The sequence below is a fragment of the Akkermansia sp. AE01SA01 genome, assembly GCF_036417395.1.
GTDB lineage: Bacteria > Verrucomicrobiota > Verrucomicrobiia > Verrucomicrobiales > Akkermansiaceae > Akkermansia.
In genome coordinates this window covers 1,471,769-1,487,474 of the sequence record NZ_CP143890.1, presented here as the reverse complement: position 1 = coordinate 1,487,474, position 15,706 = coordinate 1,471,769, and the positions used below count along the sequence as shown (strand labels likewise).

Sequence of the window (15,706 nt, the reverse complement as noted above, 5' to 3'; positions counted from 1 at the left end):
CGTTTAAGGGTCGTTTTCATTGTTTTGGCTCGTTTTGCCTGTGTTGTTCAAAGTATTGCCTGACGGCATCCCGGTAAAGGCCGGGCACCTGCTGCATGGCCGGACTGCCCAGGCCGTCCCCCGGCGTTTTTTCCTGTTTCCGCCCGGCTTCTTCATCCTTATGGCCGGAAGAGGAATGCCGGCCGTTCGTTGCGGTCCCGTCTCCGCCTTCCCCCTTCTGCGGACCCTCGCCCGCTCCTTCCCGGGACGGGCGGGGCTGCTGGAACTTCTCCCTCTGGGGGCCGAACATGGGGACTCCATTCATCAGGCCGTCCCCGCCATCCCCCTGTCCGCTTCCAAATTCGCCTCTTCCCTGCCGTCTGCTCAGCATGGAATTCAAAAGCTGCTGCATGGCTCCGGCGCATTCCCGGCTCATACCGCTTACGGAGCATGCTCCTGACGATGCGGCGGGGTTTTCCCCCAGCAGCTTCATCATGATTTCCCAGGCTCTCTGCGCCCTGTCCGCCGCTGCCGCGGGCTTTCCCGCGTAACAGGCGGAAGCGCTCTCCTCCATGAGTTCCGCAATGCCTGTCTGAAGGCATGCCTGGATGAAGCCGGCCATCTCCCGCTTGAATTCCCCTGCTTCCTCCGGAATGGCGGAAATCACGGCGGGAGCCCTGCTGTGCCAGAGCCAGTACAAAGCCAGTATTTCTTTCTGGGACTCGCCCAGAGCCTTCAACTGCTCCCTCGTCACGGGGCGGCCCTCCTTCCGTTCGGACAAAAAGCGCCCCAGCATGGTCGCCGTCTCCTTCTGGGAATCCGCCAGACGGCGGAATTCCATGATCAGGCCGTACCCCTGCATGACTTTTGCGGCCATTTCCGCTTCTCCGCTCTGCCGGGCCGTTTCCTCCTGCGGAGCGCGCAGCCTGTCGCGCATGGTCCGGAAAAACTCCTGGGTGGATTCCTGAGTGCCGGGAAGTTCTCCGGAAAGGTCTTCCTCATTCTTCGCAATGATTCCGGCCAGGGAGGAAGCCGTTTCCGACAGTTTTCCGTCCGTGTCGAAAATAGGAAAATCCTTCGCCATTTTTTCCGCCAGTTTTCTGACTTCCGCGTGCTTTTCCTTCAATTGGACGGCTTCTTCCCGGCTCAGTCCGGACGGATTGGCTTTCTTCGCCCTGTCCAATTCCCGGACCAGATCGTCAATGGACTGGGCCAAAAGGCGGTATTTGTTGACGAACTCATCCACGCCCGTCCTGATGCGGAGCATTTCCCGGTACTGTTCCTCACTAATGACATGCACCGTGACAGGTTCTGAAACCGTCATGTTCAGCAGGTAGGGATTGGCGTCGCGGGCCTCCACGGACAACTGGAGCACATCCCCGGCCCTGGCCCCCAGCGCCGGCAGGGAAAGCTGTTCCGCCAGGAACAGGGACTTTTTGGACGCTTCCGGTACCGGCATTTCAAGCGAACGCGCGCGGGAGCCGCTCACGCTCCTGACCCACGCCACACGGGTGACGCCGTAGTCGTCCTGCACCTCCGCATGGAAGGGAATCACCACGTCTTCCAGGGCCACGGAAACCGGAGCGGGGGCATGAATAACCACGGACGGACGGGCGTCCGCATTCACCCTGACGCGGTTTTCCAGAGGCCGCGCCATCCCGGTCCCGCGGTAATCCGTCATCTGGATGGACGCCGTCCCTGACTGGCGCACGCGGAGGGGGAAGGAAATGCGGCCGTCCGGCAGAAGGACTCCCTGCACGGTTTGCGGCTCCAGGTCCTTCCTGTCCGGCGTAAAGACGGCTTTTCCGGACATCAGAGGACGATTGCTTTCCAGAATGAAATCCGCCGTGCCGCCGTCAATCACCGTCACATCCTGGCCGTTCAGGGGATATTCCACGGGCGGCAGACCGGTATATTCCGGCGGAGACACGATCACGGAGCCGCCCGCCACCTTGGGCTGGTAGTTGATTTCCAGCGGATACCATTCGCTCCTGGCCTTTCCGCCGGCAGTGGCGAAGGCGATCCGGCACGGAGCCGTCAGTTTTTCCAGCCTTCTGGCCCAAATGCCGGACTGGTCGCGGAACGCGGCCAGCTTCTGGACGGGATGGCCGTCCGGCCTGACCCATATTTCCACGGGAGAAGTCAGCGGAGCCCCCGTGACACGCACCTGCATCAGGGCGTCCTCACCGTACACGACGGAAGAAGGGGAGTCCACCAGTTCAAAACGGTAGGGGGAAAGGGGCGGTATGTCCTCCCACGGGGTGCACAGCCTGCCGTACAGCACTCCGGCCGCGTCCCGGTTCCATGAAACCAGCGCCGCGCACAGGGCCAGCAGCAAAAGCAGGCCCCATACGGATTTTCTTTTCAACAGGCGCCACAGGCAGTCGTTCTGCGCGTATTGCTCCAGCCGGGAACGGGCGGCGCGTTCCGTTTCCCCCATCAGCCACGCTCCCAGGGAATGGCCGGAAGACTCCGGCGCAAGAGGGCTCCGGCTCATTTCCCAGAAGGAAAGCACGGTTTGACGGGCGTCATGATTGGCGGAATCCGCCTTGCGCGCCAGGTCCGCCGGATTCCTGCGCCACGCATGCGCCAGCAGTGCGGCCAGCAGAACGAGCAGCAGGAGCGCCAGAACGGGGGAGGCCCATTCCCGCGTCTTATTCTCCAGGGGGGAATAAACGTCGGCCAGGACATACAGGCCGCATGCCAGGATGACCGCCATCCCCCACAGGGAGCAGGCGGCGGCCAGCGCCCAGCGTCTTTCCCGGCGCAGAACGGCGGAAAACAGTCCGCGAAATCCCGGAGCGGGCCGGGAAGCGGATGAAGCCGGAGTGTTGGGGTCCTTTTCCTTCATGGGGTCGTTTACAGTAATCCGTTGCGGCGGCGCACCCACCAGTACAGGGCCGGAAGCACGGCCAGCACCAGCAGGACGTACCAGCGGTTCCAGAGGGGGAAGAAGGCTTCCTCCCTGCTCGTGTAGTCGGGCGGCGGTTCCATCATGGCTGGCAGGGTTCCGTCCAGTTCTTCACGGGACAGGCGGCGGCCCCCGGTCAATTCGCTCATGGAAGCCAGAAAAGCCGGGTCCGCATCCAGATTGTCCCGTTCTCCCGGCGGTTCGGGAACATCCAGACAGACGTCCGGCATGGGGGAAGCGCCGCTCCCCGCCATGCGTGCGCGGAGAATGTAGCGGCCCGGTCGGGGGGAAGTGAACACGCCGTTCCAGCGGGGCAGCCCCCCGCGGGAGGCGTCCTGCCGCGCGGCGGCTGAAAAGATGGTTTTTTCCGGATTCCTGATGTCCGCCACTTCAACGGACACCCCGGACGGGCGCCCTCTGCCCCTCCAGCTCATGGAGAAGGAGACGGGAACGCCAGGTTCCACGGAAGTGCGCTCCACATGCAGGGAAAGGTCATAGCCGGGGAGGAATTCGGCCGCCGTCTGCATCCACGGCAGGAACTGCCCCCAGAAATCCTCATACCAGTTCCCCAGCCTGAGTGCCTCCGGGAAAAAGTCCCACTTCCACAATCCGTCGCCGTTGATCATGCCCGCGGCGCCCATGCCCACTCTTTTGACGGCCAGCAGGGGAATGCGGCCGTCCGGGGACCGGGCCACTACCCGCGTGCCGGGGAAAATTCTTTCCACGTCCCAGGAATCCTCAAGCGGCGGCAGAGAACGCCACACGTCGGCCCCGATACCCGGCAGCACGACGCCGAACAGGCCGTCCTTCACCCCTTCCGGGGACGGGGTGAGCTGGTGGTCACCCGGGAACGGCGCCTTCCAGGCGAAGGGTTCCAGGGCTTCCATCTCCGGAAAGCGGCCCGCATACGACTTGCCGCGCGCAAAAACGAGCAGGCCGCCGTAATCGCGTACAAAGGAATGCAGAGCGGCGGCGCGCGCCGGGGTGATGATCCGTTCCGCCCCCTTGCCCAGAATAACCATGTCAAAGCGCAGGAAATCCTCCAGGGAGGACGGGATGGACTCACCGTCCGCCTTCGCGCCGGTTTCCTCCCCGGTGTTGATGCTGTAAAAACGCTCCTGGGTCAGCATGTGGATGGAGCGGACGTCGAACGAAGGCTGGCGGCGCAGGAACTGGGCCAGGAATTTGCTGTCCCAGTACGGGGCTCCCTCCGCCATGAACACTCGGATGCGCGATCTCATGGCTTGTACGGAAAAAAGGGCTTCATGGCCTTCCGGTCCGGATTCGTCGCCGGGCACGGCATCGCATTTCAAGGAAAAATGGGCCGATTTGGGCGGGCATTCCAGAGTGAAATTCACTACGGCGTCCGCATCGTCGGCCACATTGACCACCTTCCTGTCCAACACCCTACCCCCGGCATCCAGCAGGGACACGGCGGTCTGGACGGCACCCAGCTTCCTGTTCCTCACCCGCGCGGACGCCTGAACCGTATTTCCGGGGAAGGAGTGAATGATGGTCTTGGTCGCTTCCAGCGTCAGGCGGGGGGCCTCCCACTTCTCTCCGTAGCACAGGGTATGGACCGGAACTCCCAGATTCCCGGCCTCCCGTGCCAGCCTTCCCAGATGCGCGGGCTCCGTGTCCCTGCCGTCGGAAAGAAGGATAAGGCCGGAAGGGGCGCGCCCTCCAGAGCGTTCATCCTCCAGCAAGGCGGCCAGGGAGCGGGACAGGGGGGAGGAACTGCCGTCCGCCTCCACACGGGCGAGTGCTCCCGCATCCGGCAGGATGGAGGAAGAATCTTTCACAGAAACCCAGCGCACGTCCACGCCGTCCGGCACCAGGCCGGCGATGGATTTCAGGTCCCTGCGCGCGGCATCCACCCGGGAACCTCCCGCACCGGAGGACTGCATGGGGGAGGTCATGGAGGAAGAAGCGTCCAGAGCGACGATCCAGACGGGACGGGAATGCACCGTCAGCGTTTCCTTCCTGCCCGGATTGGCAAGCAGGAACAGGGTTCCGGCAATTCCGGACAGGTAGGCCGCGGACACGAGCATGCGGGTGCGCGGGCGGAAACTCCGCGTGCCGCGCGCCAGAAGAAAACAGAACAGGACCAGGCAGGCCGCGGCAACGACGCCCAGCCAGCCCCAGGGAATGACGGGTTCAAAGATCATGATTGCGCCTCCTTTCCATCACGGACCGTCCGGACAGGCAGGGAGGAAAGCCGGAGTTCCAGGGCAAGAAGAAGAACGGCCGCCCCCAGCAGCCACGGCCACAGAGGTATTCTGCCCGTTACTTCCACCAGTTTTCCGGAAGCCGTGACGACAGCCGCGGATGCGGGCAGGTTCCCCGCCGCCAAGGTTTGCAGGTTGGATTCCCCCGCCGGGAAATTGACTACCTGGGTATGCAGAGGCATTCCGGCAGCATGACAGCCGCTCCACACGTAGGTTCCGGGAACGGCGGGAGTCATGGAGGAAAGAAGGCGCTTGCCGGAAGAAAGGCGGGATTCCTTGCACAGAAGTTCCGCACCGTCCGGCCCGGTCAGAACCACGTCCGCGGCATCCAGCGTATCCGGCAAAATCCAGGAAGGAAAGTCCCTGCCCGGCTCCGGAGCGGCTTCCCCCACCCCCTCCTGGCGGGATTTCAGCATGGCTTCCGCCAGGAACGGGAGGAAAAGGGGGGATTTCCCCCAGTCCGCATCCATGGACTGGACCGGAACATTCCACAAAACAAGGGCTCCCCGCCCCTTCGCCCTTCTGGCAATGGCCGGAACCCCGTCTTCATAGCGGACGAGAACGCTGACCAAATCATTCCAGGAATCCGGAGCCAGCCCTTCGTTCAGGCGCCGGAACACGCGGGCATCCAGGGGGGAGGCCGCGTCCCCTCCGCGGAACAGATCGAACACGGGGTCGTCCGGCAGGGCGGCATTCAAAGTCCAGCCTTTTCCCGTCTTCTCGTATTCGGAAAAGGTCCTGGGGCCGTCCGGAAGGCCCATGAGGGCGTTTGCCACGGCATCCCCGGAAAAATCAGGCACGGCCACAATGACGGAACCGGCCTCCGCCAGCGCCTCCATCTTCTTCAAATCCTCTTTTTCCGGCTTGTTCCAGACAATGAAATCCGGCTGTTCCCTCCCCAGCCCCCCGGCGGACTGGACATCCAGAAATGGGATGAACCGGAGGGCCTTCATCATGAAACCGAGCTGCGCCTCGTCCTGCGTTACGGCGTCGCATTCCAGGGAAGCTCCCACCCTGACCACCGTTCCGGCGGTATCGTCCGCAGGGAACGCATCATGGTCCAGCGTGACGAAAACGGGCCATTCCTCCACGGAACTTGGAACTTGCGCCTGGAAGGAAACCGTTTCTTTGGCTCCCGCGGGAATTTCAGCCGTACGGGAAGCCCGCAAGGAACCGGCCTCCAGATGGGCCGTGACGCGTACGGGCTGGGAACCGAAGTTGGAAAGAACGGCCTGCACCGTTACGGACTGCCCGGGAAGCACCGTGGCGGGCATCACCTTCAGGGAAGTCACGGCCGTGTTGGGAAGACATTCATGGACCGCCACCTGAATGCACCGCACGTCCAGGTCCGGAGGAAAAGCCTTCTCCCAGTCCACTCCGCTCCAGTTGGACGACTGGAAATCGGAAAGAATGTAAACGGAGGTGGGACGCGTGGAAGCCGTCCGTGCCGCCTGCTCCACGGCCAGGGCCAGCGCGGCGGCGGTATTGGCCGCCTCCGGCCTGCTGTGGATGCGCTGAAGCTCCCTGTTCACCAGGTCATGGGAGGGCATGGGCTCCCGGAACAGGGCGGCGGGGGCCGCATCCGCCCAGATGAGGTTCACCAGGTCCCCCCTTTTCAGATCCGACATGATTTGTCCGGCAAAGACACCCGCCTTGGAAATGCGGGATTCCTGGCCGTCCGCCGCGGACATGGAAGCGGAACGGTCCACCACCAGAATGACGGAGCGGCTGCCCTGCTCCTCCATGCTCCTCCCGGCCATGTAGGGAAGCAGGAACGCCGCCGCCAGACAAGCCGCCGCCAGTGTCCGGACAGCCAGAAGCAGCCAGTCCTTGGGCCTTCTCAGGCGCACATGGCGCTTCACCGCCCTGCGCAGGAAAATCAGGGAGCTGAATTCCCGTTCCCTGGGCCTGCTGCGGGCAAAAAGATGCACCAGCAGCGGAACGGCCGCCGCGGCCATCAGCCAGAACAGGGGGTTGGAGAAAAACAGGTTCATGGGGAAAGGAAATCGGGAGAGGAAAAGATCAGCCTGCCAGTTGGTCGAAAAGGCCGTAGTACGGCTCCCTGGTGGTTGCGGACATGAAGGCCACGCCCCTTGAAGCGGCCATGGAACGCAGGGCCTGTCGGTGGCGCATGAAATCGCGCTGGTAGTCCGCACGCACGCTGGCCGCGTTCAGCACCAGGCGGTCTCCCGTCTCCATGTCCCGGTAGCGGACGGCGCCCTGGTCCCTCAGGGAAAGTTCGCCGGGGTCGAGAACCTGGATAAGGATGATCTTGAATCCCCGGTGCAGGTAGGGATTCAGTGCGTGGAAAATGGAGGCGGGGTCGTCCAGAAAATCAGAGACGACGACCAGCGTCCCCTTCCTGCGGAGAAGCCCGCGGGAACGCTCCAGCGCGGCGCTGACGGAGGTGAGGCCGCCCGGCGTGTTGTGTTCCAGCCGGTTCAGTATCTGGTCCAGGTGCTTCATGGATGAACCGGGAGGAATGAAACTGCGTATCTTTTCATCAAACAACTGGAGAGAAACCATGTCATGCCCCCGCACTACCAGCCACGCGAAACAGGCGGCAAAAAAAGAGGCGTACTCCAGCTTGCTCATGGGGCCGAGGTCCCGGAAGCCCATGGACGCGCTGCTGTCCACCAGCAGATGGCATTCCAGATGCGTCTCATGTTCAAACGTCTTCAGATAATGCCTGTCCGTACGGGCATACACGCGCCAGTCCACCATGCGGACGTCGTCCCCCTGGGCATACTGGCGGTACTCCAGAAAGTTGCTGGAAGCCCCCCTGCCCCTGGCGCGGTGGCGGCCGGACATCCACCCTTCCACCATCATTTTGGCGGCAAAACGGTAGTTTGCCAGGCGCCGCACGTCTTCGGGACGCAGATATTTGTGGCTCGTTTCGCTCATGAGCGGTCTTCCGGATTGAAAAAAGGAGCGGAAGCGGGATGCTGCGGCAAGCTACAGGGATTCCTGCAATCTGCCCAGAATGTCTTCCACGGAAACACCTTCCCCGGTGGCGTTGTAATTGGGAATCAGGCGGTGGCGCAGAACGGGCCGCATCACTTCCCTGACTTCCTCCACGGAAACGGAAGTCTGGCCGCGCAGCAGGGCCAGCGCCCTGGCCGCCCTCAGCAGGCACTGGGAGGCGCGGGGACCCGCGCCCCACGCCAAATAGGAGCGGATGTAATCCGGCGCGGAAGCGGATTCCGGCCTCGTGCTCTGAACCAGGCGCACGATCGCCTCATACACGTGTTCGGGCACCGGAATCTCCGTGACGGCATTCTGCAGGGCGATCACCTGTTCCGCATCCAGCAAGACTTCCGGCACCGGCATGGCCAGGCCGCCGGTGCGCCGCAGGATTTCCACTTCCTGCGCGGCATCGGGATACTTGATCAGAATCTGGAAGAAAAAGCGGTCCAGCTGGGCTTCCGGCAGGGGATAGGTGCCTTCATGCTCCAACGGGTTCTGCGTGGCGTACACGACAAAGGGTTCCGCAAGCGTCCGCGTCTTTCCGGCCACGGTGACCTGCTTTTCCTGCATGGCCTCCAGCAGGGCCGCCTGGGTCTTGGGGGGAGTGCGGTTAATTTCGTCCGCCAGCAGCAGGTTCGTGAACACCGGGCCCGGCACATACTCGAACGCCCGGCTGCCGTTTGCAGCAGTCTGTAAAATCTCGCTGCCCAGAATATCCGGCGGCATCAGGTCAGGCGTAAACTGGATGCGCTTGAAATCCAGACCCAGAATCCGGCCCAGCGTGCCGACGAGCAGGGTCTTCGCCAGACCGGGAACGCCCACGATCAGACAATGCCCGCGGCACAAAAGAGAAACGAGCATTTGATCCACCACATCCGCCTGCCCCACGATCACCTTGGCGGCTTCTTCCCGGACGGACGCCACAACAGCGCGGATACGCTCCCAGTCCGAAAAAACGGGTTCTTGTTCTTCAGTATTTATCATAAAATAGTTGGTAGAAATCTCCATCAGATTCTCATAACCATGTCCCCTGCGTCAATTCCATAATGGAAAAAATCAATGATATGCGTTTGCCTTGAAATCCGGCGGGGTTTCCGCCATAATATAACCTGAACGCCAGCCTCCGTTCCTCTATCTTTCCATGAAACCCTATTACACCCTGGCCGATCTTCTGGATGAAGAAAACCCGATTAACGCCGGCGAATCCGTTCCCGCCGGACTGGCCGTCATCGGCTTCCCCATCGCCCATTCCAAATCCCCGGCCATGCAGCAGGCCGCGCTGGATGCCGCGGGCATCAAGACGCGCTACATACGCATTCAGGCGTCTCCGGAAGAATTCGCGGACGTGGTGCGCCTGATCAGGGACAAGGGATTCATCGGCGCCAACGTAACCGTTCCCCACAAGCAGGCCGCCTGCGCGCTGTGCGACGATACGGATGCCCTGTCCCGCGCCACGGGGTCGGTCAACACGCTCGTCTTCCAGAAAGACGGCTCCATCACCGGATTCAACACGGACGGGCCCGGTTTTTCCCGCGCCATCCGGGAGGAATTCTCCGTGGACCTAAGGGATTTGAAAATCGTTCTTCTGGGCGCCTGCGGAGGCGCCGGACTGGCCCTGGCCTACACCTGCGCCATGCAGCGCTGCGAACGGCTGACGCTGGCCGGCAGGTCGGAGGACAAACTCCAGGACCTCAAGAACAGGCTGAGCTCCTTCTTCATTGACGAAAACAGGCTGGAAGGGGCGTCCGACCGCCTGGCTGCCCACCTGAACAACACGCCGCGCTTCAATGCGGCCCTAGAGGATGCCGACCTGATTGTCAACGCCACGGCCCTGGGCCTGAAACCTACGGACCCGTCCCCCGTGCCGTCCTCCTTGTTTTCCGCGCACCATCTGGTATATGACCTCCAGACGCATAATGACGCCTTCCAGATGGAAGCCCGCTTCCAGGGGGCCAGAACGGCCAACGGCCTTTCCATGCTGATTCACCAGGGCGCTCTCTCCTTTGAACGCTGGTTCGGCGTCAAGCCGGACGTAGCCGTCATGCGCCAAGCTCTTGAAAGGAAAGATGCCTGAGACCGCCCCTACCTTCGACATTCAGTCCTTCCGGAACGCTCTGGTGGAATGGTTCAGGCGGGAGGGAAAAGACTACCCGTGGCGGCGCACGGAAGATCCATGGCACATCCTCGTCTCCGAGCTGATGCTCCAGCAGACCACCATCCCCACGGTGCTGGGCAGGTATGAACTCTGGATGCGCCGCTTCCCCACTCCGCACCACCTGGCCGCGGTGGACGAACAGACGGCCCTGCGTTCCTGGGAGGGTCTGGGGTATTACCGCCGCGTGCGCTCCCTCCAGGCCATTGCGCGGGAAATCGTCACTTCGTTCGGCGGAACATTCCCCTCCGACAAGGAAGGACTGAAAAAGCTTCCCGGCATCGGCCCGTACACGTCCGGGGCCCTGCTTTCCTTCGCCTTCAACAAGCCGGCCCCCATCGTGGACGCCAACGTGGCGCGCGTGCTGTCCCGCATAGACAACTATTCCACGGCCGTGGACTCCACGGAGGGACTGAAATACTTGTGGGCGCGGGCGGAAGAACTGGTGGACCCGGATCATGCGCGGGAATTCAACTCCGCCATCATGGAACTGGGGCAGACCTATTGCCGGATCAGCGCGCCGGACTGCCTGCTCTGCCCCGTGCGCTCCTTCTGTACGGCGGAACGGCCGGAAACGCTGCCCGTCAAAAATCCCAAGCCGGAAATCACGCGGGTGGAGCACCACGACATCCTCTACATCCGCAATAAATCCATCCTGCTGTCCAAATGTCAGGAAGGCGAACGCCACGCGGGCATGTACCGCTTCCCCCAGCGGGACGACGACCACACGCTCTCCCTGCCCCATCTGCTGAAACAGACCTACAGTGTGACCCGCTACCGGGTCACGCGCTATATCCACCATGTGACGGACGCCCCCGCTTTAAGACCGGAGGAGGAACTGATCCCGCTGGAAAAAGTTCATGAACTGCCCATGGCCTCCCCGGACCGCAAGGCCCTGAATTCCGCCGCACTCGGCAAACTGCTGGACAAGATCAAATGACTTCCGGCCTGACACCTGAACTCACTCTCTCCGCTTACTGCCAGGGATGCTTCCCGATGGCGGATCCGTCCACCGGGGAAATTTCCTTTTATGAACCGGACCCGCGAGCCCTGATTCCCCTGGACGAGCGCTTCCACATTCCCCACGGCCTGCGCCGCACCCTGCGCAAAAAACCTTTTGAAATACGGATGGACACGGCTTTTGCGGAAGTCGTCCATGCGTGCGCCCGGACGGACCGGCCCGAAGAACAGTGGATAGACGGCCAGATTGAGGAAGTGTACGGCAAACTCCATGAAATGGGATTTGCGCACAGCGTGGAATGCTGGGATGGAGAAGGACTGCAAGGCGGCCTGTACGGGATTTCCCTGGGAAAGGCGTTTTTCGGGGAAAGCATGTTCCACCGGAAAACGGACGCCAGCAAGATAGCGCTGGTGGCGCTGGTGCAGTACCTGCGGGCGCACCAGTTCCTTTTTCTGGACACACAGTGGACGACGCCGCATTTGCTGAAATTCGGCACGTATGAGGTGCCGGCCCGGGAATACCGGGAAATGCTGAAACGGGCGCTGGAGGGGTAAAAGGGGCGGCGGCTTTAATGGACTTAATGGACTTAATGGACTTAATGGACTTAATGGACTTAATGGACGGAAGGGACAAGGATGGACAACGGATTTATTCCCAAACACGGAGGTTACAAAAATCTGGTTGTTTACCGGATTGCAGAGGTCATTTATGATTTCACCTTCCGGTTCTGTAACAAATACGTAAAAAATCAGGGACGAACGTATGACCAAATGGTTCAGGCGGCACGTTCCGGCATGCAGAACATCGCGGAAGGAAGCGTGGATTCGGGCGTCAGCAAAGCATCTGAATTGAAACTCACCGGAATCGCTAAAGGAAGCCTTCAGGAGCTAAGGGAAGACTATAGTTCCTACATGCGCCAGCGGGGGCTGGAACAATGGAAAAACAACAGTCCTTATGCACAGGAACTGATTAAAGCCAGATTTTCTTCAGCACAGGAAGTCATCCGCTGGGTAGGAATACACAAGGAGTTCCGGCCCGACCACTTTGGAGCCAATGCGGCGATTATCCTCATCAATGTGGCTCTTGGCCTTCTCACGAGGCTGATCCAGGCTCAGGAACGGGATTTCCTGCAAAACGGCGGCATTCGCGAACGCATGACCCGCGCCCGTTTGGAACAGCGCAAGCGCCGGGACAAGTAACCCATCATAGGAGGGATACCTCACCCAATCCACCCAATCCACCCAATCCACCCAATCCACCCAATCCACCCAATCCACCCAATCCACCCAATCCACCCAATCCACCCAATCCACCCAATCCACCCAATCCACCCAGTCCACCCAGTCCACCCAGTCCACCCAGTCCACCCAGTCCACCCAGTCCACCCAGTCCACCCAGTCCACCCAGTCCACCCAGTCCACCCAGTCCACCCAGTCCACCCAGTCCACCCAGTCCACCCAGTCCACCCAGTCCACCCAGTCCACCCAGTCCACCCAGTCCACCCAGTCCACCCAGTCCATTAAGTCCATTCCCCCTCCCTATCCACAAAAAAGCCCGCGGCTCCGGAGAGCCACGGGCTGACTTTTAACCCTTAACAAAGACTTACGCCTGTTCCAGAGCTGCCTGGGCGGCGGCCAGACGGGCGGTCGGGACGCGGTAGGGGGAGCAGCTCACGTAGGTAAGGCCGAGCGTATTGCAGAACTTGACGGAGGCGGGGTCGCCGCCGTGTTCGCCGCAGATGCCCAACTTGATGTCCGGGCGGGTGGAGCGGCCAAGTTCCACGGCAATCTTCATGAGCTTGCCGACGCCTTCCTGGTCGATGGAAGCAAAGACGTTTTTCTTGATGATTTCCAGTTCCTGATACTGCGGCAGGAAGGAGCCGGAGTCGTCGCGGCTCATGCCCAGGCCCGTCTGGGTCAGGTCATTGGTGCCGAAGGAGAAGAACTGGGCGGTTTCCGCGATTTCGTCAGCCGTGACGGCGGCGCGCGGAATTTCGATCATGGTGCCCACAAGGTAGTCCACCTTGGCGCCCTTTTCCTCGAATACCTCCTGGGCCACCTTGTCAATGATGGCTTTCTGAATGTCCAGTTCCTTCTTGAAGGCCACCAGGGGAACCATGATTTCAGGCACCACGGAGAAGCCTTCTTCCTGGGAGACTTCCACAGCAGCTTCAAAGATGGCGCGCGCCTGCATTTCCGTGATTTCCGGATAGGCGATGCCGAGACGGCAGCCGCGGTGGCCGAGCATCGGGTTGAACTCGTGGAGTTCGGCCACGCGGCGCATGATGACTTCCACGGGCATGCCGATCTTCTGGGCCAGGTCAAGCTGCTGTTCCTTTGTCTGGGGAAGGAATTCGTGCAGGGGCGGGTCCAGCAGGCGGATGGTGCCCGGCAGGCCCTTGAGCGCCTTGAAGATGCCCTTGAAGTCGCCCTTCTGGTAGGGAAGGAGCTTGGAAACAGCCGCCACGCGGTCGCTCTTCTTGGTGGAGAGGATCATTTCACGAACGAAGTCGATGCGGTCCCCTTCAAAGAACATGTGCTCCGTACGGCAGAGGCCGATGCCCGTGGCGCCGAAGGCGAGGGCGGCTTCCGTCTGCTTGGGAGAGTCCGCGTTGGTGCGCACCTTCATCTTCGTGCAGTCGTCGCACCACTGCATGAGCCTGGCGAAGTTCTGGTAGGTACGGCTGTCTTCCGGCTTCATGGTCTTGGAGATCAGAACCTGGATGATTTCAGAGGGGGAGGTTTCCACCTTGCCGGCGTACACCAGGCCGCTCGTTCCGTCAATGGACATGTAGTCGCCTTCGTTGAAGGTCATGCCGCCAACGGTGACGGTGCGGTTGTTGTAGTCCACGATGACTTCGTCGGCGCCGCAGACGCAGACCTTGCCCATCTGGCGGGCGACGAGGGCCGCGTGGGAGGAGACGCCGCCGCGGGCGGTCAAAATGCCTTCCGCGGCGATCATGCCGCGCAGGTCTTCCGGAGAGGTTTCCAGACGGACCAGGAGAACTTTTTCACCGTTGTCCGCGGCTTCCACGCAGCGTTCTGCGTTCAGGTAGATGCGTCCGGTGGCGGCGCCGGGGCCGGCGGGAAGGCCGCGGGTGAGCATCTTGGCCTGCTTGATGGCCTCGCGGTCGAAGATCGGGGTCAGGAGCTGGTCCACCTGGTCCGCGGGAATGCGGCGCACGGCGGTTTTCCAGTCGATCAGGCCCTGCTCCACCATTTCACAGGCGATGCGGAAGGCGGCCACGCCGGTGCGCTTGCCGTTGCGGGTCTGGAGCATGTACACGGTGCGGTCCTGAATGGTGAATTCGAAGTCCTGCATGTCGTGGAAGTGGTTTTCCAGCACTTCGCGGATGCGCATGAGTTCATTGAACGCGGCGGGCATCACGTCGTGAAGGGCTGCCACGGGAGCGGGCGTGCGGACGCCGGCTACCACGTCTTCACCCTGGGCGTTCATCAGGAATTCGCCGTAGAATTCGTTTTCGCCGGAAGCGGGGTTGCGGGTGAACGCCACGCCGGAACCGGATTCTTCACCCGTGTTGCCGAATACCATGGCCTGCACGTTGACGGCGGTGCCCCATTCGGAGGGAATGCCGTATTTCTGGCGGTAAACGATGGCGCGGTCATTGTTCCAGGAACCGAACACGGCGCCGATGGCGCCCTGGAGCTGTTCCCACGGGCATTCCGGAAATTCATGGCCGGTGCGTTCCAGCACCAGCGCCTTGAAGCGGGAGACAAGTTCCTTCAGGTCGTCCGCGGAAAGCTTGGTGTCTTCCACGTCGGCGCTGCCGTAGCGTTCTTCCTTGATGGCGGCAATGGCGGCTTCAAAGGGTTCGTGGTCTTCATCCGGGTTCTTCTGCACGCCCAGCACCACGTCGCCGTACATCTGCACGAAGCGGCGGTAGCAGTCCCACGCAAAGCGGGGGTTGCCGGTGGCCTTCACCATGGCTTCCACGGATTTTTCATTCAGGCCGAGGTTCAGAATCGTATCCATCATGCCGGGCATGGATTCCCGGGCGCCGGAACGCACGGCCACCAGCAGGGGCATGGCTTCCGTGTCGCCGAACTTGCGGCCCAGGATTTGTTCCATCTTGGCAACGCCTTCCTTGATCTGGGCGTCAAGCTGGGAGGGATAGGTGCAGCCGTGGTCGTAGTAATAGGTGCAAACTTCCGTGGTGATCGTGAATCCGGGAGGAACAGGCAGGCCGATGCGGGCCATTTCCGCAAGGTTGGCGCCCTTGCCGCCCAAAAGATTTTTCATGCTGCCATTGCCGTCAGCGGACCCTCCGCCGAAGGAATAGACGAATTTGTCAGTGGATGCGCTGCACGCGCAGGAATTGGTGGACATATCGATTGTTGTAGTCGAATTAATGATTCTGCCCCAAAGCCGGCCGCATGAGTCAACAAGAGACCCAAAAGCAAGTTGGGGTCGAGTAAAGATGCCCGGCGCACCCGCCTTTGTCAACTCGAAATTGTAAGGAAAACAAAAATGTTTTTGATGATTTTTGG

General features: G+C 61.4%; 10 protein-coding genes. 4 read left to right on the top strand and 6 right to left on the bottom strand.

Annotated elements, in window-relative coordinates; genetic code table 11:
- Positions 1-16: 16 nt before the first annotated feature.
- The 5 genes from V3C19_RS06020 to V3C19_RS06000 are packed head-to-tail and all read right to left on the bottom strand — an operon-like array spanning position 17 to position 9,069.
- Complete coding sequence (locus tag V3C19_RS06020; RefSeq protein WP_295933419.1) at positions 17-2,830, bottom strand: hypothetical protein; 2,814 nt, start codon at positions 2,828-2,830, stop codon at positions 17-19.
- 8 nt (positions 2,831-2,838) lie between these two features.
- A complete protein-coding gene (locus V3C19_RS06015) occupies positions 2,839-5,058 on the bottom strand; it encodes a hypothetical protein (protein ID WP_295874521.1) in 2,220 nt (739 codons plus the stop codon).
- Positions 5,055-7,112, bottom strand: coding sequence for a BatA and WFA domain-containing protein (locus V3C19_RS06010; protein WP_130082683.1), 2,058 nt, complete (start codon positions 7,110-7,112; stop codon positions 5,055-5,057). The genes V3C19_RS06015 and V3C19_RS06010 overlap by 4 nt, the downstream gene beginning before the upstream one ends.
- A 28-nt stretch (positions 7,113-7,140) precedes the next feature.
- Positions 7,141-8,022: a DUF58 domain-containing protein gene (locus V3C19_RS06005; protein WP_295933422.1), complete on the bottom strand. Its 882-nt coding sequence runs from the start codon at positions 8,020-8,022 to the stop codon at positions 7,141-7,143.
- A 51-nt stretch (positions 8,023-8,073) separates the two neighbouring features.
- On the bottom strand, positions 8,074-9,069 hold the full coding sequence (locus tag V3C19_RS06000; RefSeq protein WP_295933424.1) for a MoxR family ATPase: 996 nt from the start codon (positions 9,067-9,069) through the stop codon (positions 8,074-8,076).
- A 157-nt stretch (positions 9,070-9,226) separates the two neighbouring features.
- On the opposite strand from V3C19_RS06000, the gene aroE reads away from it, so the two are divergent.
- From aroE to V3C19_RS12825, 4 genes are all read left to right on the top strand, one after another.
- The gene (gene aroE, locus V3C19_RS05995; RefSeq protein WP_130082680.1) at positions 9,227-10,159 is read left to right on the top strand and encodes a shikimate dehydrogenase; all 933 of its coding nucleotides are present in this window, start codon (positions 9,227-9,229) and stop codon (positions 10,157-10,159) included.
- On the top strand, positions 10,152-11,177 hold the full coding sequence (locus tag V3C19_RS05990; protein WP_295933427.1) for an A/G-specific adenine glycosylase: 1,026 nt from the start codon (positions 10,152-10,154) through the stop codon (positions 11,175-11,177). The genes aroE and V3C19_RS05990 overlap by 8 nt, the downstream gene beginning before the upstream one ends.
- Complete coding sequence (gene aat, locus V3C19_RS05985; RefSeq protein ID WP_130082678.1) at positions 11,174-11,752, top strand: leucyl/phenylalanyl-tRNA--protein transferase; 579 nt, start codon at positions 11,174-11,176, stop codon at positions 11,750-11,752. The genes V3C19_RS05990 and aat overlap by 4 nt, the downstream gene beginning before the upstream one ends.
- A gap of 81 nt (positions 11,753-11,833) precedes the next feature.
- Complete coding sequence (locus V3C19_RS12825; protein ID WP_295933430.1) at positions 11,834-12,397, top strand: four helix bundle suffix domain-containing protein; 564 nt, start codon at positions 11,834-11,836, stop codon at positions 12,395-12,397.
- A 403-nt stretch (positions 12,398-12,800) separates the two neighbouring features.
- On the opposite strand, the gene ppdK is transcribed toward V3C19_RS12825, so the two are convergent.
- On the bottom strand, positions 12,801-15,545 hold the full coding sequence (gene ppdK / locus V3C19_RS05975; RefSeq protein WP_295933133.1) for a pyruvate, phosphate dikinase: 2,745 nt from the start codon (positions 15,543-15,545) through the stop codon (positions 12,801-12,803).
- Between the last annotated feature and the right edge of the window lie 161 nt (positions 15,546-15,706).